Below are 20,639 nucleotides of genomic sequence, written 5' to 3'. Positions count from 1 at the left end.
TCTCACGACCAGAATCGGGGAGAGGCTCATGGCAAGCAGGACTGATGGCGGGCGGTTACGCTCCTTCGGTACCTTATCCCCTGTAAGCCCCCGGAAACACCATGTCTTGGTCGACGAGGACGTTGAACACATACCCGGTCGAATCTCGAGTGTCGGCTGGACGTTCATGTTCTTGCTGATCGTCTGTTCGGCGACGCGGCCGAACGACTCAGCAAAACTGTTGCGCGCGGCATCCGAGGGTGTCTTCGATATCCGTACGGCGAACTTGCCGGCACGGACATGTCGATGCCGGCGCCAATCGCGGCAATCAGGATCGCCGAGCCGAACACCTGGAAATAATGATTGTCGACCTCGTCATTGAAGCCGCCATAGCCTTCGGCATCGGTGCCCGCCATGCCGCCGATCTGCAGGGTCGAGCCGTTCGGGAAGATGATGTCGGTCCAGACCACGAGCACGCGGCTTTGGCCGAACGAGATCTTGGAGTCGTAACGGCCGAGGAGCTTGGCGCCCTGCGGGATCAACAGGTGATGGCCGGTCGCGCTGTCGTAGACATTCTGGTTGACCTGGGCGGTGAGTTGCGGTCTGAATGGCGAGCCAGACCGCGGCAATCCCGACCTCGATCCCCGCGAGGATCCAGAACAGCGACTTCGCCGCCTGCATGACGGTTGTCTGCCAGCCCTTGGCGGCCGTTGTCACCGAATTTTCCAATGTCGTAAGAACGCTGCCGTCCTGCTGCGCCAATGCGGGATGAGCAGCGACGACGAGCCCGATCGCAACGATTATAACGAGCCCCGGTTTGAGTTTCTGCACCCCCTGCTCCCTTCCCTACCAACGTGGTTTCATCGGCTGACCGCCGGATGTCTTGTAGTTCTGTGGCGGTTTGAGAAAGTCGCCTGCGCGCTGCGAGCCGTCCTGGGACGAGCCGGCGCCGTGGGGTGCGAAGAACAGCCACGCGCCTGCGGCGCAGGTGCCGATCGCGATAACGACGATGATGAGCGCTGACCGTCTCACCAGCGCGGCTCCATAGTCTGGCCGCCGGAGGTGGCTGGTGCGGTCGCCTTGAAGAACTGCTCGCGACGCGCCTGCGAGAAGTCCTTGCCCGCCTCCGACGATTGGAACCAGGTCGCCATCATTGTGGTCTGCTGCGCAACGAGACCGCGCAGCTTCTGCATCTGGCCGACTTCTTGGGCTGCGATCTCATGGCCGACCTGCAGGGCCTTCATCTGTCCGTCGGCGCTCTCGGAGGCTGTCTGGAGCTGCGCCATCGTCGAATTCTCGGTTGCAAATTGCTGCGAGGTGAGACCTGCCGCCTGCAACGTGCTCGAAATCGTGTCGCGGTTCGTCGCCGACCAGGTCTGGTAGGTGGAGGCGAAGCTCGCGCCATCAGGCAGATTGGACTTGAACTGCGCATAGCTCTGGAAGCGCTGCTTGAGCACGTCGTCGATGTTGCCCATCGAGAAAGCCATGCCCTGGCCCTGGTTGACGATGTTCTGCAGCTGCTTGAGGTCGCTCTCGGCCTGCCCCCAGACATGCGCCGGCAACTGCGCCGTGTTCTGCAGCATGTTCTGATAGATCCTGAGCTGGTTCTGGATCTGCTGGGCCAGCTGCGAAATCTGCGTGATCTGATTGTTGATCTGTTGCGCGGATTGACCAGTGAGCTGGATCAACTGTCCGTTGTTGAGCAGCTGCGTGAACTCAGTCGCGCCACCGGCCGCGGCTCCCGCGAACGCCGGAGCCGTGGCGAGCGATCCGATACCCGTTGCGACGATGAGCGCCTTACAAGTAGGCGAGAAGCGTCTCGGCATGGCCGATCCCCCTTTCCTTGAGCCAGTGAACGGGCCAATCAGCCCCGGACTTCTTCAGCGCCAGAATGCGCTTCAAATCGTCCTTGCCGGATGCGCCGACGAAGGAGAGTGCCACGGGGCCGAGCGCCATGTTGAAGAGACGGCGGCCTTCGGGCGAGGCAACGTAGTATTCGCGCTTGGGGACTGCGGTTGCGACGATCTCGATCTGCCGCTCGTTGAAGCCGATGCGCTCATAGAACTCGCGCGTGCCGGGCTCGCGCGCCGCGCCGTTCGGCAAGCAGATCTTGGTCGGGCAGCTCTCCTTCAGCACATCAATGATGCCGGAGCGCTCGGCATCCGAGATCGACTGGGTGGCGAGCAACACGGCGCAATTGGCCTTGCGCAGCACCTTCAGCCATTCGCGGATCTTGTCGCGGAAGACGGGATGGCCGAGCATCAGCCAGGCCTCGTCGAGGATGATCAGGCTCGGCGCGCCGGTCAGCCGCTTCTCGATGCGCCGGAACAGATAGGTGAGGAGCGGGACGAGATTGCGTTCACCCATGTTCATCAGCTGCTCGATTTCGAAGGTCTGGAACGATCCGAGCTGTAGGCCGTCCCTCTCGGCATCGAGCAGCTGGCCCATCGGACCGTCGACGGTGTAGTGGTGCAGCGCGTCCTTGATCTCGCGCATCTGCACGCCGGACACGAAGTCCGACAGCGAGTGGCCGCGCGCCTCGGCCATCAGGCCGATCTGCCGCGAAATCGCGTTGCGATGATCCGGAGTGATCGTCACGCCTTGCACGGCGACAAGCGTCTCGACCCATTCCGCTGCCCAGGCGCGATCGGTATCCGTCGACAAGTCCGACAGCGGACAAAACGCCAGCGCCGCCGAGCCGTCCACCTCATCGCCGCCGATCTCGTAATGATCGCCGCCAGCGGCCAGGGTCAGCGGCAGCATCGAGCGGCCCTTGTCGAAGGCGAAGATCTGCGCGCCGGCATAGCGCCGAAACTGCGCCGCGATGAGCGCCAGCAGCGTCGACTTGCCGGAACCCGTCGGGCCGAACACCAAGGTGTGGCCGACGTCGTCGACATGCAGGTTCAGCCGAAAGGGGGTGGAGCCGGACGCGACCTGCATCAAGGTCGGCGAGCCCAGCGGATAGAACGGGCACGGTGCGACCGGATTGCCGGACCACACTGAATTGAGGGGGATCAGGTCCGCGAGGTTGCGCGTATTGATGAGCGGTTCGCGGATATTGGCGTACCAGTTGCCCGGCAGCGAGCCGAGGAAGGCTTCGGTCGCGTTCAGCGTTTCGATGCGCGCGCCAAAACCCTCCGCCTGGATCAGGCGGCGGACTGCCTCGGTATTCTCCTGCAGACGCGTGCTGCTGTCGTCGAACAGGACGATGACCGGCGTGTAATAGCCATAGGCGACGAGCTGTGAGGACGCTTCCGCGATTGCATCCTCTGTCTCCGCCACCATGGCGGCCGCGTCCTGGTCGATCGAGCGGCTTTGTGTCTGGAAGAGCTGGTCGATGAAGGGGCGGACCTTCTGCTGCCACTTCTTGCGGGTGCGCTCGAGCTTTTGCCGCGCGTCCTGGTCGTCGAGGAACATGAAGCGCGAGGACCAGCGATAGGTCAGCGGCATCAGATCGAGGGAATTGAGGATTCCCGGCCAGCTCTCGGCCGGAAAGCCGTCGATCGCCACCACGCCGAGAAAGCGGTTCTCGACCGTGGGCGACAAGCCATGCTGCAGCTCCCCGGTCGCGAGCCAATCGAGATACATCGGAATGTCCGGCAAGCGAATCGGATGGTTCTCGCCGGTGATGCAGAAGCGGATGAACTGGAACAGTTCATCGTAGCGTGCGATGCGCGTGCCCTCGCGCTCCTCGACCTCGCGGGTTTCCATGCGCCGGATCGACAGCACGCTGGCAAGATATTGCTCGACCTCGCGGACCGAGGTGCGGAAGCTCTCGATCGCGGTGTCAGCATAGGAGGCCGAGCGGCTTTCGACATCGGAGTAGATGTAGCGTGCAAGACCCGCGCGCCGGCGCTCGGGCGGCCGCCAGGTCAGGATGATCGCATGCCGGCTCTCGAAATGCCCGCTCTCCTGCTCGAAGCGGCTCCGGCGTTCGTCATCGATCGCGCGCGTCACCGGATCGGGGAAGTAGCAATCCTGCCGCGCTGGATAATCCGTGGTCGGCATCCGCACCGCCTCGACCTGGATCATCCAGCCGGAGCCAAGGCGTGCCAGGATCGTGTTGATCTGACGCGAGACCTCGTTGCGCTCGGCGTCCGTGGAGCTCTCCGAGTCCGGCCCTGCAAAATACCAGCCCGCCATCAGCGAGCCATCCTTCAAGAGCACGATTCCGTTCGCGACGAGCCCGGCGTAGGGCACGAGATCGGCGAAAGACGGGCCGGAACGACGGAAAGAGCGCAGCGCGACCATTGAAGCGGACCTTTAGTAGCGGCGCCAGGGCGTCGAGGTCGCCCGGTAGTACGGAGAATAGGAGATGTGGCGGGCATAGACCCGCCGCATCATCGGGTCCGCTTTCGCCATCATCCGCAGCGCCGCCACGACAACGATCCAGATCACAGCGCCGAGGATTGCCGCGTACCAGGTGAGGACGACAAAGATCAGGATCACCGCGGCAAGGCCGGTCAGCAGCACGAGCTCGCGGTCGGCGCCGAACAAAAGGTTCGGTCGCGACAGCGCGCGATGAATGCGGTTGCGTCTGAGATGGGCGCCGACCTCAGCCATGGCCGTGGTCCCCTGCCCTATCGGCGGTTGGCGGCGTGCGCGCTACATCGCCGATCGAGGCGCCGCTCGAACCGAACAAGGCGACGATCTGCGTGGCGCCGAGGAGGATGCCGGCGACGAGCACGATATACATGAGCCGTCGCGCGAAATCGTTGAGCTCGCCGCCGAAGATCAGCATGCCGCCGGCAACCGCCACGGCCGCAAGTGCAATGAAGCCGGCCACGGGACCGGTGATCGATTGCTGGATCTGCTGTAGCGGGCTCTCCCAAGGCAGATTGCCACCGCCACTGGTCGATGCGAAGGCGGGATCGAGTATCACGAGTGCGAGCAGAAGGCCGCCGGCGCCTGCAAGGATCATGCGGTTAAGCGACATGGCGCTCCTCCTTCGGGGCATAGGATTGGGTTTGGTATTGGCCCGCCGAGAAGCTCTCGACATGGAGCACGTCGCGTACCTGGCGGCCGCGATCGGTCCGCTCGATCGAGACGATCAGGTCGACCGCTTCGCCAATGACCTCGCGCATGGGCTGTTTACTGGCTTCGGCCGTGAGCTGCTCCAGACGGCGCAGCGCGGAAAGGGCGCTGTTGGCGTGGATGGTGGTGATGCCCCCGGGATGGCCGGTGTTCCAGGCCTTGAGCAGCGTGAGTGCCGCGCCGTCGCGGACCTCGCCGACGATGATGCGATCGGGGCGCAGCCGCATGGTGCTCTTCAGCAGGCGCGCCATATCGACCGTGTCGCTCGTGTGAAGCGAGACGGCGTTTTCGGCGGCGCACTGGATCTCGGCGGTGTCTTCGAGAATGACGAGGCGGTGTTCGGGCGCCTGCGCGACGATCGCCGCGATCACAGCATTGGCGAGTGTGGTCTTACCCGAGCCCGTGCCGCCAGACACGACGATGTTCAGGCGCGAGGCGATGGCGTTGCGGATGACCACAAGCTGGTCGGCGGTCATCACGCCCTGCCTCACGTAGTCCTCGAGGTCGAAGAGGCGCGAAGCCCGCTTTCGGATCGTGAAGGTGGGGGCGCCGACGACGGGCGGCAGCAAGCCTTCGAAGCGATGCCCGCCGATCGGCAGTTCCCCTGAAATGATCGGACGCTCGTCATCGGCCTCCGATTGCAGCGCATGCGCGACGCTGCCGATAATAATCTCAGCGGTCGAGGCCTGCATGTTCCCGGCAACTGTCATCCCTTGGCCTAGTCGTTCAATGAACAACCGGCCGTCCGGATTGAGCATCACTTCGACCACGGCGGGATCATCGAGCGCCGAGCAGATGTGGTCGCCGAGGGCGTCCTGGAGTTTGCGGACAAGCCGCGGATGCGAGCGAAGTACAGCCATGGCGATCGCCGCCTCGCTCACGCAGCGACGCGCCGAAGGCGGCGCAGGTCGGATCGATAGCCAGGTGGACGGACCCGGTCGAAGCTGGCCTGGTCGGCCGGCAGGATGCCGGCGACGCTCATGGTGTCGCCAATGAGCTTCACCTCGCCGAGGCGTGTCATCGGCCAGCCCGCCTGTTGAAGGATGCGCTCGAACCGCACGTCCATTGCGGTGACGATCTCGTCGAAACCGTTCGATATCGACCACTCGATGATCCCCGCGAACATCGTCAGCGTCGCTTCATGCAGGAACCGGCCTCCCCGCCCCTCGCCTCTTGTGTCCACGCAGAAGCGGGAGCTCTCGACCCTGGTGGGGCTGCCCTGTAGCCGACCGCCCGGAACCAGTTGCGGGAAGGTCCACGACAGCATGGTCGGACCGGTGGTCGGAAGTAGGCGCGCACAGCCGGCAACATCGCCGCGGTCCGTCTGGGCTAGAACGTAGGTCGGGTCGAGCGCGTCGTATTCGTCGCGCTCGCGGCCATACTCGATCCTCACCGGCCAGCCGAGCCGGCCGGCAAACACCCGGGCGCGCAACTGATGCATCTCATCGAGCAGAGACCCTAATCCGCCAGGTTCGTTTGCCTCGATCGCAATTGCCCGCATTCGCCGAATCCTCCGTCGCGTTCGTGTGAACGGAGGCAAGTCAGCATGGTGCGGCGGCTCGTACGCTCTATTGAATTAACGGGGGGCCGGCGAGCTCTGAGTCGAGCGAGTCGCGTCGCGGGCGTCGACTCTGGTCTCTAATCCGGCGGCAAAGGGCATGCCTAGACCTGTAAGATTAGCGGGGGAACGAAACATGATCGCGTCGTTTTGGGCGCGCGAGCTAAGCCCGCGATAAGATTGAGCGAATCTTGACGAATCACCGTCTGGTTCGGCGCGGCTGAGGGTAGCCGTTAAGATGTTGTTAACCTTAAACTACTTGCCACACGGGCCGAATCCCCCATACTGGCGCCTGATCGGCACGTTTCGCCGTTATGGCGCTATTTTCTAGGCAGGACGGATTGGTATGGGACTGCTCCCAAAATTCGAGTTTGACGAGAAAATCCTCGCGCAAGGCGACGAAATCTCGCGCAAGCTCGATCAGCTTCGGCTGGAGAAATTTCCACCTGACGCGAAGAAGACGCTCCGCTTGTTCCCGATGTCGGAGGTTGCGCACTATCTCGGCGTCACCCCTAACAACCTCAAACGGCTGCATCTCGAAAAGAAAGGCCCCGAGCCCACTATCACAGCGGGACGGCGCTTCTATACCGCCGAGCAGATGATGGAGTTGCGGCACTACCTGGACAAGAACGGGCGGTCCGACGCTAAAAAATACGTGCCGTCCCGCAAGCCGGGCGAGAAGCTCCAGGTTATCGCTGTCGTCAATTTCAAGGGCGGATCAGGGAAGACCACGACGGCCGCGCATCTCAGCCAGCACTTGGCGCTGACTGGGCATCGTGTGCTCGCGATCGACCTCGATCCTCAGGCGTCACTGTCGGCACTTCACGGCTTTCAGCCAGAGCTGGATCGAAATCCATCGCTCTATGACGCCATCCGGTACGACGAAAAGCGTCGGTCCGTCGCCGAGGTCATCCTGCCGACGAATTTCCCCCTGCTCAAGATCATCCCGGCAAACCTGGAGCTTCAGGAATACGAATACGACACCCCCCTTTCGATGCAAAGCTCGAACGAAGGCAAGCGTTTCTATGAACGTCTGGGCCGCGCGCTCGAGGAGGTGGAGGATCGATTCGACGTCGCTGTGATCGATTGCCCGCCCCAGCTCGGCTTCCTGACGCTGACGGCGCTGACCGCTGCCACGTCTGTTCTGATTACCGTGCATCCGCAGATGCTCGACCTCATGTCCATGAGCCAGTTCCTGCTGATGCTGGGAAACTTCGTAAGGGCGATCCGGGAGAAAGGCGCGGCGGTCAAAATCGACTGGCTCCGCTATCTGATCACTCGATACGAGCCCATGGATGTTCCGCAAACCCAAATGCTCGGGTTCATGCAGTCGATGCTCGCCGAGGAGATTCTCAAGAATCCCATGCTGAAGTCGACCGCGATCTCGGACGCGGGGCTGACGAAGCAAACGCTGTATGAGGTCGAGCGCGGCAGCTTCAATCGGGATACCTACGATCGCGCCATCGAAGCGCTGGACGCGGTGAATTTCGAGATTCAGGGGCTCATCCACCGGGCATGGGGGCGCCTGTGATGTTGACTGCAGTCAAAACCGCCGAAAATGTCTGCGACTTCAAGACCCTAAGGCGAAACGAGAGGCCTGGTCATGGCTCGTAAAAACCCCTTCGCCAATATTATTAGTGACGACAAGCAGGTTATTGATGACGACAAGCGGCCGTCCCGCCCGGTGTCCGACTATGCGGCCAAGGGCGCGTCGCGCTCACTCCTCAAGTCGCTCGATGAGCTTGCGGCTCGGGCCGACAAGCTTGTGGAGGGCGAAACCGTCGTTGAGCTTGAGCCCGAGTTTATCGACGCTTCGTTCGTCCGCGATCGTCGTGCCGACGATGAGGCCGAGTTCAACCAGCTGCTGGAACGAATCCGCGAGCGTGGCCAGGATTCCCCTATTCTGGTCAGGCCCAACCCGAAGTCCGCGGGCCGCTACATGGTGGTCTTCGGGCATCGCCGTTGGAAAGTCGCTCAGGCGCTCGGCCGAAAGGTACGTGCCGTCGTTAAGGACATCCAGGATCGAGACCACGTGCTTGCGCTCGGTCAGGAGAACGCTGCTCGTGCCGACGTTCCGTTCATCGATCGTGCCCTTTTCGCCGCCGACGTTGTGCGCCTTCACTACGACGACGACAACGCCACCATTCTGAGCGCGCTCTCGATTGACCGGACGACGCTCTCAAAGATGCTGTCGGTCGCGGGGCTGCCCTCCCCCGTCTTGGATGCCATCGGCCAAGCCAAGAGCGTCGGCCGCGATCGCTGGTATGAGTTGAAGCTGCTGCTCGATAGTCCGACAAACCAGGAGCGCGCTCTCGAAACCATTCGGGAGGACGCCTTTTCGGCGCTCTCGAGCGATGCGCGGTTCGAGTTTCTGGTCCGCAAGCTCAAGTCGAAGCCATCGCGCAAGCAAACTCAGACAAGCAAGCGAAACTGGACACCCCAGGATAGCGCGCTCTCGGCCGAGATTTCAGCCGAGGGAAAGAAGTTCACGCTGGCGCTCAAGGCGAAGACGTCTGACGCCCGCGCGTTCGGCGAGTATCTGTCGGAGAACCTCGATCGGCTCTACGAGGCTTTCCGGAGAGAGGCGATTTCACAGGAGACTGGAGGCTAACCCGCAAAAGAAAAAGGCCTCCCAAAACGGATTCCGGAAGACCTTCTCTTGTAAGTCTGGCGACTGAGAGAATCCCACTTCCTCGAATCAGTGTCAAGTCCAACGAACGCAGCGATGCGCTCGTTTTGGAGGGCGGACTTCTTTTGCCTAGCGATAGGTGAATGAGAATGCAGACACCCTTATCAACGACGCCCTTTGGGCGGCGGCCGATGACGCTTGGCATGATTTCAAGCCAACTGGCCGCGAAGGCAAAGCCAGAGGCGGCCATCGTTCACAAATGGCACGTCTTTCAGCACATCAAGGAGTCGCGCCAGGCTCTTGGCGCGACCGACCGGGCGCTGACGATCCTGCATGCGCTGTTGTCATTCCACCCCGAGATCGCCCTCGAGGCCACCAGCGAGCTGATCGTCTGGCCATCCAACGAGCAGTTGATGGCGCGCGCTAATGGGATGCCGCCGACGACGCTGCGCCGGCATCTCGCCGTTCTGGTCGACTGTGGCCTGATCATTCGCAGGGACAGCCCGAACGGCAAGCGCTTTGCGCGCAAGGGGCAGGGCGGCGAGATCGAGCAGGCCTACGGCTTCGACCTGGCCCCGATCGTGGCTCGCGCCGAGGAGTACAAATCGCTCGCGGCTGCCGTGCAGGCCGAGAAGAAGGCGTTCCGCGTTGCCAAGGAGCGTCTCACGATCTTGCGGCGGGACATCGTCAAGATGATCGAAGCCGGGATCAACGAGGGCGTGCCGGGACATTGGAGGCGGTTTCAGCAGGCCTACCAGGAGATCGCCGGACGGATCCCCCGAACCGCGCCACGGCAGCTCCTGGAAAGCCTGGGCGGCGAGATGGAAACGCTCTGGAGCGAGATCCGTGAGCTGTTGGAAACTTTCGCAAAAACACAGAATCCGGATGCCAATGAGTCCCATTCTGGTTGCCACATACAGAATTCAAACCCAGACCTTCCATCTGAATCTGAAAGAGGCCTAGCAAAGGAAGGGGGAGCGGGCGGCAACGCCGCAGCTCCCCCTAACCTGCGGAGGTTGCCGAAGCGTGAGCTACCCTTGGGGATCGTGCTGGATGCCTGCCCCAACATGCGCTGGCTGATCAAAGGCGGCGAAATCCGGCACTGGAAGGATTTGCTGGCCGCCGCGGAGGTTGCCCGGCCGATGCTCGGGATCAGCCCCAGCGCCTGGCGCGAGGCACGGGAGGTGCTGGGTGAGCAGCAGGCCGCGATCACGCTCGCTGCGATCCACCAGAAAGCCGACCAGATCAGCAGCGCCGGCGGGTATCTGCGAAGCCTGACCGACCGTGCGAAAGACGGGAAATTCTCCGTCTGGCCGATGATCATGGCCTTGCTGCGCGCCAAGCTCGGCGGGCCGAAGCCAACCCCACCGACCGCGGACGGTCCTGCTGGCTTCGATCTGGGGAAGCCCAGACAAACCGGCACCTTCCAGGCTAGCGCCGAATTACGCGCCTCGCTGGCCAGGCGGCCGAAATGACCGGAAACGAGGCTGGAAATGATTCCGTCGTTGCGGGCGACTCGGCTACCAAATCTTAGGGTTAACAAAAGATGGGAGAGGGCGATTTGACCGGAGATGCAGCCTCAGTCGGCGGCGCGATCGCGGCGGCGCTCGAACGGGCCGAGAAGTTACGCGGCCTCAGCGATCGCCCGGCCCGGGTGCGGATCATGACGATCTTTGGCGATGATCGGTCAGGTCTCACGATCAACGCCCGCATCGCGGCACGGACGCCGGCGGAGCATCGCGCCCAGGAAGGTCTCGGGACGCGCTGCATCCCATGGGACGAGCTCGACGCGCGCGCCGGCGAGATCGTTGGTTTGGTGGACGAGGTCGTTGGCGAGGTGACGCTGGCCGTTCGAAACGCCCCGCCAGTGCCGCGGCCGAGCCGCTCGGAAGATGATCTTGAGCTTGCCGCGTTTGACGGACTGATCGACTTGCTCGGGCAAGCTATCACCCAGTTGGCTCTTTCCGTGCTGGAAACGCATCCGGCCAAGCACGTCTCGCGGGAGCTGGGCAGCGAAGCGGCCATGTTGGCCGCACTGAAATTTGCGGCACTGGCGGCCTATACCGGCCACGTTGGATTGAACGCCGCCCAGGATGAGCTCCGAATGGCGATGGGCGAGGTGATGAGCAACATGCGCGCTTCGCCGGAGTTGGCGCGGCGTCAGAGCTTGAATTCGTAAGCGGCGAGGGCGCGGCGTCAGAGACCAGCCGCCTCAGTGGGCGGTTTCCTTGGATTCCACCCCCAACTCGCAAGCGTCCCACCCCGAGACATAAAACCTTGGCATAGGTTGTGCACACCAATGAGAGCCGGGATTTTGCATCATCCTCCCGGGGCTGGATAAGCGCCGCCTGCAAGATATTTCGAGCAGGCGGCGTTTTTATTGAATGTTCCAATTCGATTTTGCGGGTGTCCCAATTCGGACAGAAGAGTGGGTCCGCCCGGCATCTATGAGCCGATGACCAGCATCGGCGCGGTCGCGACAATTTCGATCGGCGCGCGCTTGAAGATCCCCGCTAGCGGTAATACTCTTATAAAAGTTGGTATTACACTCGGTATGCCCATGACCACGACAGTCACAGCCAAGGGACAGGTGACCATCCCGAAGTCGGTCCGCGACCTTCTCGGCATCGTCCCGGGCAGCAAGGTCGATTTCCGGCGCGCTGCCGATGGCAGCGTGGTGCTGGCGCGCGCCGACAAAAAACAGCCGGCGAGCCGCTTTGCCAGACTGCGTGGCCATGCCGGCAAAGGGCTTGATACCGACGCGATCATGGCGCTGACGCGTGGCGAAGGGTGACGCTCGTCGACACCAACGTTCTGCTCGACCTGGTCACCGATGATCCGAATTGGGCGGATTGGTCGGTGGCTCAGCTTGAGGCCGCGAGCCTCAAGGGACCGCTGCTGATCAACGATATCGTCTATGCCGAGCTTGCGGTCCGGTACGCCCGGATCGAGGATCTGGATGCCTTCATTGACGAAGCCGGTCTCGACATCGCACCGATCCCCCGCGATGGGTTGTTTCTGGCCGGCAAGGTGTTTGCGCAATATCGCAAAGCGGGCGGATCGCGCACCGGCGTGCTCCCCGACTTCTTCATTGGCGCCCATGCCGCCGTTGCCGGTCTGCCGCTGCTGACCCGCGACGTCGGCCGCTACCGCACCTATCTTCCGTCATTAAACCTGATCACGCCGGACGGCTGAGGCGTCTCGTCGCCACAACTCACAACGCTCCTGGCTCAGGGGGGAGGGGCCGTTCCAGCGTCAGAGGCCGGCGGCCTTGGTGAGGTTGACCCGAAAGCGGTCGCGCCGGCGTTGGTATTTGCGTGTCATCTCGGCGGAGGCGTGGCCGAGCTGCTTCTGGACATAGCGCTCGTCGACCTCGGCCGAGGAGGCGAGGCCGGCGCGCAGCGAATGTCCAGCGAACTTCGTCTCTCGTTCGCCTTCGGGCAGGTCGGCGCGCACCCCGGCGGCGAGCGCCGCGCGTTTGACCAGTCGGGCGACCTGCTGGTCGGTCAGGCGATCGGGCCCGACGTCCTTGCCTTGCCCGCGCACCCGCCGAAACAGCGGGCCGTGGCCGATCCGGGCCAGTTTCAGCCAGATCTGTAGCGCGACGACTGGGCAGGTCGAGTCCGACGAGCCGCGGCCGATCTCGATCTCGCGCCAGCCGGTCTTGCCGCGCAGGGTGACAATCAGGCCTTGGTCGAGGATTTCGACCCAGCCACGGCCGTCCTCGGTGTCGTCGCGGTGGAGGTCGAGGCCGACGATTTCCGAGCGCCGCAGGCCGCCGGCGAAGCCCAGCAGCAGCATGGCGCGGTCCCGCAGGCCGCGGAGCGTGCCCCGATTGAGCGTCTCCAGCATGGCGATGACGTCCTCCGGCAAAACGGCTTCCTTCTGTCGGGGCGGGGCGGCGTGGATGTTGCGAATGCCGGCCAGGACGGTGGCGATGTGACGGTCCTTGCGGTCGAGCGGCGTGCCGCGCTGCGCGTAGGTCCAGGTCAGGGCCGAGAGGCGGCGCTCGATCGTGGACACCGAATTCGGCTTGCGGTCGGCGGTCGCGGCGCCGGAGGCGCAGGCGGTGATGTAGAGCCCGACCGTCTGCGGGGCGGGCGGAAAGACCTCGAGGCCCTGGCGCCGGCACCAGCCGGAAAAGTGCGTCCAGTCGGCGGCATAGGCCCGGCGGGTGTTGGCCGAGCTCGCCGCCTCGACATAGTCGCGGGCCCGGTCGGCGAGCCGTTCGAGATGCGCCGGCACGCCGGATTCCGCAGCCGGGAGCGGGGAGGGGAGGCCGCCGCGCGGCTCGGCCGACACCTCCGCGGTCGACAGATCGGCTTCCGCCCGCGGGCTCTCAGGCGGTGCGGCGCTCTGCGGAGCGCGATGTTCCGGGTTCTGGGCGCTGAAAACGGGCATGCCCTCTATAAAGAGCAAAACGACCGATAAGGCAACATTATCGGTCGTTGTTATCCACTGACAGGCCCGGCGGTTTCCACCGTTTTTGATGGTAGAAAGCGCCGCGCTCGGTTAAGACTCAGTCATGCCCTCACGCGCGCGAACCCTCCCTGAAGCCCCACCGACCTTCCCGCCCTTTCCAACCTGGGTTCGGCAGGCGGCCTCCGGGCAATCCGTTGACGATGCAGCGTTTTTTCCGGCGCGGCGCTCGTCGCGATCGACCCGATCGCCCGCAGCGAGCACCCGCTCAGCTTCCTTTGGCGCGATCGTCTTGCGCTGGCCAACGCCGCCGTGCTCGCCCGGCACGGCGGGCGCACCGAGGACGAGGCGGCGCTACGCGACCATTGGTATCTGCGCCGCGAGACCGATGACCCCGGACCCGGCGGTCGCATCCTCAAGGCCTGGCGCCACCTCGGCGAGCGCGCCGCGTTGGTGCCGGACGACTGGCTGATCACGCTGTCCATTCGGTTCGAGCTGCGCTGCGACGACGCGCTCGAAGGCGTCGTCACCGTGGCGACAAAACTCGCGGCTCGGCAGGGGAGCGCCGTCGCAGCCGCCGCGGAAATTGCAGCAGCGAGCATGCGCTTGATCCCGCATAGCGAGCCGCTGGCCTTGTGGCTTGCCGACATCGTGCTTGCCCATCGCATGAAATGGCCGATGGCTGTGCCACTGATCGCTGGCCAGATCCGGCGCGCCGATCTGCGCGCCGCCGTCGGGGCGGGCGCCGGCGACCAAGCATGGCCGACGGCCTGCGCCGAGGCCTATGCACGCGCCGCCGCCGTCGCATCGGACCTCTACGCCGACCTCGTGCGGCGGGCCAATCGGCTGCTGGCGGCCGCACCGAAACTGCGCGGCCGCGACGCCGACAGGATGGTGGGAATCCTGCTGATGGAAGACGCCCAGCCTGCCGGCGCCGGCAAGACGGTGAGCGATCGCAGCACGCGGCGGCTGTTCGAGCGGCTGGTGTCGCTCGGCGCGGTGCGCGAGCTGACCGGCCGATCCGCCTTCCGCCTCTACGGGCTTTGACATGGGGCGGCGCGCGCGAGCGAAGGAGGAGCTGGACACTGAACTGACCGACCTGCCGCCGGAGCTGCGCTGGCGCGAATGGATGGGCCGGGTCGAGGCCGTCATCTTCGCCTCACCCGAGCCGGTGACGCGCGAGACACTCGCGCGCGTCGTCGGTCGCGACTGCAGCCTCGATCTGATCATCGACGACATCCGAGAGGAGCTGCGCGGCCGGCCCTACGAGCTCGTCACTGTGGCCGGCGGCTGGCAGCATCGGACCAAAAAGGAATTCGCCGATGCGATCCGCGCCGCCATCGGGCTCGGCGCCACCGCGCCAAAACCGCTGTCGCAGTCCGAGGCGCTTGTCCTGATGTGCATCGCCTATTTCCAGCCGATCACCCGAGGCGAGCTCGGCCGGGTGTTCGGCAAGGAGATCAGTCGGGATGTGATTGGTCACCTTCGCTCGCTCGGCTTCATCGCGGCCGGCCCGCGAAGCCCAACCCCTGGCGCGCCGTATACCAACGTGACCACGAAAACCTTCCTGTCGCACTTCAGCTTCGAATCCTTGCGCGATCTGCCTGACATCGAGCTGCTCGAGGACGCCGGGCTGCTCAGCAAGGACATACTGTTGGCGGACGGCTTTCCCGTCGACTTGGGCGCCGACGCGACCGCCGTCGAAGGTGATGATGAGCCTTTCGAGCGCGACGAACCGCTGGCCGGCTGATGGCCAATCCGGCCCCTCGTTTGACGCTCGAGGGAGAAGCTTCCGCTACCGGGCCCGATGTGTACATGCAGCTGGGAATGCACCCGCCGGCCATCAAAACCCCTTTGGACGGAGGATGCCCGCGGTCGTGGCGGTGATCGAGGCGATGGCTGCATGCGGCATGTTCACGCTCGCAGGGCTGCAAGCGAGCTCCCAAGTCTGGGGGGGTGGAATTCAAGGAGCGCGAGACGCTGTGGGATGCCGAGCGACTGACGCGCGAACTCCTCGAGCGTCTGATTGCCGAGGGCCTGCTGCAGGAATCGGCGACGCAAGACCATGTCGACACGCTGTACCGGCATTGGCCGCTGCCAATGTACAACGTTGACCTCAGCCCTGTCCCCGTGACCCTCGATGCGCTCAAGGCCGAGCAGGATCGTCTTTGTTGGGCCGAGGTGGGCGACCCTTAGCGAACGCCGGCCGGGCTCCGGCACATGCCTTTACTGTCTGCGAGGCATCAGAGCCGACAAACGGCGAATGGTCCTTGGAGATCGATCCGAGCGATCCGCAGAGCGTGAACTTCCACTACCCGACCGCGCTGCCCAAGGAGGCGTATGAAGGCATGGCCTACATCACGCCGAGGGTGAAGCTGGAATTCGACGCGCGCGGCGATCCATGGCCGACCGAAGAGAAGAACATCCGCCCGTATGCAGCGGATGAGTTTCCCGACTTCTTCGAGGAAGCGGATTGCACCGTGACTGTGCTGTCGGTGCGGCGCACCTTCCGGGAAAAGGCCACGGCGCTGCACGCCGAGGCGCACCGTCCGAAGGACGCCCCGACGCCGCAATATTTCTCCCGACACTATTACGACATCGCGATGCTGCTCGACACTGAAGGCGGAAGGGCGGCCGCCGCCGACTTCGCGCTGCTCGAGCAGGTCGCCAACCACAAGGCGGTGTTTTTCCGCTCCGCCTGGGCGAGCTACGACACCGCGCGCCCAGGCACGTTGCAGCTTGTGCCGTTGGAGACGCGGCTTAAGGATCTGCGCGCTGATTATCGCGATATGGCGCCGATGATGTTCGATGAGAAACCGCTATCGTTCGACGAGATCATTGTTCGCATCCAGAAACTACAGGACACCATCAACGCTTCGCCGGCTTCGCAGTAATCCCGTCTGGCTGCGGTGTTTCTACGGACGAGAGCTGCACATCTTGGCGGAAGTCTGCAGTAAACGTGCGTCGTGCCGCACAAAAGATCTGGGTCCTCGCCTTCCGCCGCTGATATGAAAGTGGCGCCAGTTGTGATCAAAAAATAACTTTAGGAGTGGAGATGGAACATAATATTGCAGACATGACCCTCGATGAAGTCGTATCTCACCTCATCGCGGGAGAGGTTCTGCACGTTGCTGGCGGAGAGACATTTTCCCTGCCGTTGAGTGATAGCCGCGCTGTTCTCGCGTTCTACAATCAAGACCGTCGCGCGTACTGGAATCCGGATAAAGACACTGCCATTCAGGATGGGGAGGTGGATCGCGTCCTCGCCGCGCTTGACAATGTACCTAAAGCCTTGTCCGCACCGGCCAAGGCGCCGACGGATTTTCAGAAATGGCAACTTACCAAGATCGAGGCGCATCGCTTCCGGGGGCTGCATCGTCATTGCGCCGAGGGAGGTTCAGACCCCAAGCCGTTCGAGCTTGAGCTCGCGGCACCGGCCACACTGTTTCGGGGGTTCAACGGGGCGGGCAAGACCTCCCTGGTGAGCGCCGTTTGCTGGTGCCTGACGGGGTATGGATACCGTTCGCAGGGGCTGCCGGCACCGTTGCATGAGTGCATTTCGGTGCAAGTCGCCGGCGCTGAGGCGGAAAAGAGCGGATTTGACATCCCAGTGATTGTGCCAATTCCCACCGAGCAGGAGCTGGCAGCGGTCGATGGCGTGCCGAAGGTCGACACATGGGTTCGGCTCTCGTTTCGCTCGTTGATCGACGGGAGGGAGATCGTGGTTGAGCGCCACCTCCAGCGGGAGGGTAAAAACGGATTCAAGACCGGCGTGATTGGTCTAGAAAAATTGGGGCTATCCGAGCTGGCGCTTCAGGTCGGCATCCTGATGCCCGGCATCGCCGCCGCGACCCGCTTCGATGACAAGACCACGCTGTCCCAAGCCGTGTCGACACTGACCGGCCTGCGGCCGTTGGCGCATTTTGGCGTGCGGAGTGGGCGTCTGCACGATCGGCTGACCGAGAAGTATCCGAAGCTGGCCAAGCAAGAGAAGGAAGCTTGCGAAACGACGGCGGGCGCCCAGAAGCAAACCCTCGACGACCTTCTGAAGGACGGGAAGGATCTGCCGAACCTCGATTGCGTCGTCGTTCCCGCCGACGGAGATCGCGAGGGATGGGTGGCTGGCCTCACGGACGCCGAGAAGCGCCTCAAGGCGGTCGAAGACCAGGCGGCCGAGGAAGCGACGTTGATTCTGGGGGCCCTGCCGCCCCTGACGTCGGATATCGAGATTAAACGGTTCAGAGACGCGCTGACGGCGGCTCAAAACTGTTTCAGCGGCGCTGCCTTGAGGGGATTGCCCTCCATGCAACTCGCCGCGAACCTCGGCGAGCTGCATGAGACGGACTTGGAATGTGCCGAAAAGGTCCTCGAAGGCATCGAGGCCGAGGCCAAGAGCCTGGTCGATCGCCTGTCGGATGCCAGTCGTTCGGATCGGCTGCGCCTCTATGGCCTGGTTGCTAGATGGCATGAGGCTGCTCATCCGGGGCAGCCTTTCTCGACATGTCCAGTTTGCGATCGCGATCTCACGCAACCCGGGGCGATCCCCCGGGACGCGCTGCTGGATCAGGCCGTGGCCGACGCGCTAGAGGAGGCCCGCAAAGCGGATTCAGCACTGTTGAAGACCGGCGCCGAATGGGAGCGCGACGCCATGCGTGGGCTGCGCGGACAGTTGCCGGCGAGTTTGCAGCCCTTTGTATCTGACGATGTGCCGGATGACCTTGCGACGGTCTATAAGGCAGCGTTGTCCAAGGAGGTCTTCGAGCAACCGGATTTTCCGCCGGTCCTTCGTAAGATGGCACCCGGCGTCGCCGAACTGTGCCGCACGGCCTGGGCGAGCGCACCCGTCCGCGCGCCGTTGCCGAGCACGGCCATCCCCCAACAGATTCCCGACGCCGAAGGCCTGCGAGGCGCGATCCAGAAGGTGCGGCGTGCGATTCGTCTCGCCAGGTATCGGGCCGCGAACACGGAATTCGCGAGGTCCGCCGTGGCGAGCGTGTTGCGTTTCGCGGCGGAAACCCATGCCCCCGCCAATGAGCGCGCGGTCGCCGGGCAACTGAGCGTCCTTAACACCTACCTCGAGGCGGCGACGGCATTCGCCGGTGTGCGTCGCCAATTGGGCCAGTTCAAGCTGACCTGTGAGAAGTGGAAGGCCGCGTGTGAGCGGATCGAAAAGCTTGATCGTGCGGCGAAGGCAGTTGAGCCGTTCACGCGGTTTCCATCCCTTGTTCACGATCAGGTCGCCGGTCTGATCCTAGATCTCGACTCCCAGGCAACGGCCTGGTCGCAGCGCATGTACAAGGCGCAGTTCCTGCAAGCACCTGCCTACGCGGGGTTGGACCCGGCCAAGAGCGACGGCTTTACGTTCCTGGCGGCACAAGGCAAGCATCTGGTCGAGGCGCATCATGTCATGAACGCTTCGGCTTTGCGGGCTTACCTGTCGGCGTTTGTCCTTGCGCTATGGCAGCAGGTCTGGACGAGGTCCGGTGGGATTTCGACGATCCTGATGGATGATCCGCAGGATCTGCTCGATCCGGGCAACGTCGCCAATCTGGCAGCGACGATTCCGCATCTGATCGCGGCGGACATGAGCCCGCTGATCGTCAGCAACGACTTTGGCTTCATACCCACCATCGAGGCGTTCGTCTCAGCGCACAATACCACCACGCCCGGCCGGCGCACCGAAGTGTGGGAGTTTTCGGCGATCTCTACGTCGAAATGCACCGTCAGTCTGGCGCCCGTCGCCGATGAAGCGAGGCTGCGCGGCGAATACTGGCAAAAGACCGATCCGAATGATGTCATGCTCGCGCGGGCATTCGTTCATCCCGTCCGCGTACGCATCGAGATTAAGCTTTGGGATCTGCTGGCGTCCGATCCTGCGGTCCTGAAAGACCCGACGCTGAATGATCTCCTCTTCAAGATCGCCAACGCGCGAAACAGAGGAGAGCGGCCGTTCAACGAAGAGTCGTTCCGCAAGCTGATCGAGCTGCCTGCCCTGAAGGCCGGTGCGCCATTCCGGGACGCGATCAACAAGGCGCACCACGGCAAGGCCGATCAGCTCACGCCCGTCGATGCGGATATCGTCCGCCAAGATTATGAGGATGTCTTCGCCGCGATCGACGCCTGTTGGCTCGCCTATGCCAGGTTCATGGGCCGATTGCCGCCAGAACAAGCCCTGGCGGAGGCCACGACGGCTCCGGTCGAACCGAACGTCGTTCCCTTGCCGGCCAAGCCGATATCGGTCCTCGGGCGGCTTGCCGCCCATGAGGTCGGCGCTCCCCTCACAAGCATCGAAGATGCAAAGAACCAATTCGAGCTTGGGTCGCTAGGCGACATCTCGCTCTTCACGCTGCGCGCGCCGACATTGGGATTGGTGGCCTTTCCCGGCCAGACCCTGATCGTCTCGCTGACCGCCGAGCTTCGCAACGGCGACCTCGCTATCGTGCAAACGCCGGGGAAAACCTACGCACGCCGCATCGGCATCGATAAGGCCGATTTGTCGCGGATTGTCTTGGAGAGCATGCCATCGGCGAGTTCGCGCGTACCGCCGACGCACTTCGTTCAGCGCAGCAGCGCCACGTTGAGCAAGATCGTCGGTGTCTTGTTTGACGAGACGGTGCCGGTCAAATCTCATGACGAGGCAATTCCCGCAACCGGTTCGGCTATCCTCTCCCTGGTGGTCGCGGCGGCGGTCGTCGCTGGCGATAGCGCCTTTCCGGTGGCGCCGGACAAGGGCCATGTGCTGCTTGGACGAGCGCCCGACCGATCCCAGTTGGCGGGGCGGATCCTGGCCGTCGTGGCTCGGTCGGACGTTCATTCGTCAGACCACTTCGCCTATCTGAAGCGTCTTGGCAAACAGATGCCTGGCAATGCTTCCGTGTACTACCTGGAAAATGTGGGCCAAGCTGGAGAGGGGGAATATGTGCAATTTCCCGATGCGGGCGGCGCGATCCCCGGCATCTCGGTCGTCGATGATGTGTGGAAGGTACATGGCACGATCTTCTAAACATCCGGTCTTCGTGT

19 protein-coding genes and 2 pseudogenes are annotated in these 20,639 nt (G+C 63.4%); 11 read left to right on the top strand and 10 right to left on the bottom strand.

Annotated elements, in window-relative coordinates; translation table 11 throughout:
- Positions 1-73 precede the first annotated feature (73 nt).
- From HU230_RS42645 to traI, 9 genes and pseudogenes are all read right to left on the bottom strand, one after another.
- Positions 74-578, bottom strand: a pseudogene (locus tag HU230_RS42645) (TrbI/VirB10 family protein); the annotation flags it as partial.
- Positions 574-810 (bottom strand): annotated as a pseudogene (locus HU230_RS42640) (P-type conjugative transfer protein TrbL); the annotation flags it as partial. The pseudogenes HU230_RS42640 and HU230_RS42645, both read right to left, overlap by 5 nt.
- Before the next feature lie 15 nt (positions 811-825).
- Positions 826-1,011 (bottom strand): entry exclusion protein TrbK, encoded by a 186-nt coding sequence (trbK, locus tag HU230_RS42635; RefSeq protein WP_166107510.1) that lies wholly within the window; start codon positions 1,009-1,011, stop codon positions 826-828.
- Positions 1,008-1,805 carry a P-type conjugative transfer protein TrbJ gene (gene trbJ, locus HU230_RS42630; protein WP_224944467.1) on the bottom strand — a complete coding sequence of 266 codons (798 nt, stop codon included), beginning with the start codon at positions 1,803-1,805 and terminating at the stop codon, positions 1,008-1,010. Before trbJ ends, trbK begins: the two co-directional genes overlap by 4 nt.
- Positions 1,777-4,230, bottom strand: coding sequence for a conjugal transfer protein TrbE (locus HU230_RS42625; protein ID WP_224944466.1), 2,454 nt, complete (start codon positions 4,228-4,230; stop codon positions 1,777-1,779). The genes trbJ and HU230_RS42625 overlap by 29 nt, the downstream gene beginning before the upstream one ends.
- Before the next feature lie 12 nt (positions 4,231-4,242).
- Positions 4,243-4,542 (bottom strand): conjugal transfer protein TrbD, encoded by a 300-nt coding sequence (locus HU230_RS42620; protein WP_166107504.1) that lies wholly within the window; start codon positions 4,540-4,542, stop codon positions 4,243-4,245.
- Positions 4,535-4,915, bottom strand: coding sequence for a TrbC/VirB2 family protein (locus HU230_RS42615; protein ID WP_166107502.1), 381 nt, complete (start codon positions 4,913-4,915; stop codon positions 4,535-4,537). Before HU230_RS42615 ends, HU230_RS42620 begins: the two co-directional genes overlap by 8 nt.
- Positions 4,905-5,873 (bottom strand): P-type conjugative transfer ATPase TrbB, encoded by a 969-nt coding sequence (gene trbB, locus HU230_RS42610; RefSeq protein WP_166107500.1) that lies wholly within the window; start codon positions 5,871-5,873, stop codon positions 4,905-4,907. Before trbB ends, HU230_RS42615 begins: the two co-directional genes overlap by 11 nt.
- A gap of 17 nt (positions 5,874-5,890) precedes the next feature.
- The gene (gene traI / locus HU230_RS42605) at positions 5,891-6,514 is read right to left on the bottom strand and encodes an acyl-homoserine-lactone synthase (protein WP_224944465.1); all 624 of its coding nucleotides are present in this window, start codon (positions 6,512-6,514) and stop codon (positions 5,891-5,893) included.
- A gap of 403 nt (positions 6,515-6,917) precedes the next feature.
- Here traI and repA point away from each other — a divergent pair, with 403 nt between their 5' ends.
- The 6 genes from repA to HU230_RS42575 all read left to right on the top strand — a co-directional run bounded on the left by repA (position 6,918) and on the right by HU230_RS42575 (position 12,395).
- Positions 6,918-8,102 carry a plasmid partitioning protein RepA gene (repA, locus tag HU230_RS42600; RefSeq protein ID WP_224944464.1) on the top strand — a complete coding sequence of 395 codons (1,185 nt, stop codon included), beginning with the start codon at positions 6,918-6,920 and terminating at the stop codon, positions 8,100-8,102.
- Between the two features lie 72 nt (positions 8,103-8,174).
- A complete protein-coding gene (repB, locus tag HU230_RS42595; RefSeq protein WP_224944463.1) occupies positions 8,175-9,182 on the top strand; it encodes a plasmid partitioning protein RepB in 1,008 nt (335 codons plus the stop codon).
- Positions 9,183-9,349: 167 nt separating this feature from the next.
- Positions 9,350-10,675 (top strand): plasmid replication protein RepC, encoded by a 1,326-nt coding sequence (repC, locus tag HU230_RS42590; protein WP_224944455.1) that lies wholly within the window; start codon positions 9,350-9,352, stop codon positions 10,673-10,675.
- Positions 10,676-10,761: 86 nt separating this feature from the next.
- A complete protein-coding gene (locus HU230_RS42585) occupies positions 10,762-11,379 on the top strand; it encodes a hypothetical protein (protein ID WP_224944452.1) in 618 nt (205 codons plus the stop codon).
- 381 nt (positions 11,380-11,760) lie between these two features.
- Positions 11,761-11,994, top strand: coding sequence for an AbrB/MazE/SpoVT family DNA-binding domain-containing protein (locus HU230_RS42580; RefSeq protein WP_166107493.1), 234 nt, complete (start codon positions 11,761-11,763; stop codon positions 11,992-11,994).
- Positions 11,991-12,395, top strand: coding sequence for a type II toxin-antitoxin system VapC family toxin (locus tag HU230_RS42575; RefSeq protein ID WP_166107491.1), 405 nt, complete (start codon positions 11,991-11,993; stop codon positions 12,393-12,395). The genes HU230_RS42580 and HU230_RS42575 overlap by 4 nt, the downstream gene beginning before the upstream one ends.
- A gap of 60 nt (positions 12,396-12,455) precedes the next feature.
- On the opposite strand, the gene HU230_RS42570 is transcribed toward HU230_RS42575, so the two are convergent.
- Positions 12,456-13,601: a site-specific integrase gene (locus tag HU230_RS42570; RefSeq protein ID WP_224944449.1), complete on the bottom strand. Its 1,146-nt coding sequence runs from the start codon at positions 13,599-13,601 to the stop codon at positions 12,456-12,458.
- A gap of 255 nt (positions 13,602-13,856) precedes the next feature.
- Here HU230_RS42570 and HU230_RS42565 point away from each other — a divergent pair, with 255 nt between their 5' ends.
- From HU230_RS42565 to HU230_RS42545, 5 genes are all read left to right on the top strand, one after another.
- Complete coding sequence (locus tag HU230_RS42565; RefSeq protein ID WP_224944504.1) at positions 13,857-14,666, top strand: DUF1403 family protein; 810 nt, start codon at positions 13,857-13,859, stop codon at positions 14,664-14,666.
- Position 14,667: 1 nt separating this feature from the next.
- A complete protein-coding gene (gene scpB, locus HU230_RS42560) occupies positions 14,668-15,369 on the top strand; it encodes an SMC-Scp complex subunit ScpB (protein ID WP_224944446.1) in 702 nt (233 codons plus the stop codon).
- A 206-nt stretch (positions 15,370-15,575) separates the two neighbouring features.
- Positions 15,576-15,815 (top strand): hypothetical protein, encoded by a 240-nt coding sequence (locus HU230_RS42555; protein WP_224944444.1) that lies wholly within the window; start codon positions 15,576-15,578, stop codon positions 15,813-15,815.
- The gene (locus HU230_RS42550; protein WP_338077501.1) at positions 15,788-16,513 is read left to right on the top strand and encodes a nucleotidyl transferase AbiEii/AbiGii toxin family protein; all 726 of its coding nucleotides are present in this window, start codon (positions 15,788-15,790) and stop codon (positions 16,511-16,513) included. The genes HU230_RS42555 and HU230_RS42550 overlap by 28 nt, the downstream gene beginning before the upstream one ends.
- A gap of 161 nt (positions 16,514-16,674) precedes the next feature.
- Entirely contained in the window at positions 16,675-20,622 is a 3,948-nt protein-coding gene (locus HU230_RS42545) for an ATP-binding protein (protein WP_224944440.1), read from the top strand.
- Positions 20,623-20,639 lie beyond the last annotated feature (17 nt).

The sequence above is a fragment of the Bradyrhizobium quebecense genome, from assembly GCF_013373795.3.
GTDB lineage: Bacteria > Pseudomonadota > Alphaproteobacteria > Rhizobiales > Xanthobacteraceae > Bradyrhizobium > Bradyrhizobium quebecense.
Note: the sequence above shows the minus strand (reverse complement) of the source record. Positions and strands in the feature narration are given on the sequence as shown.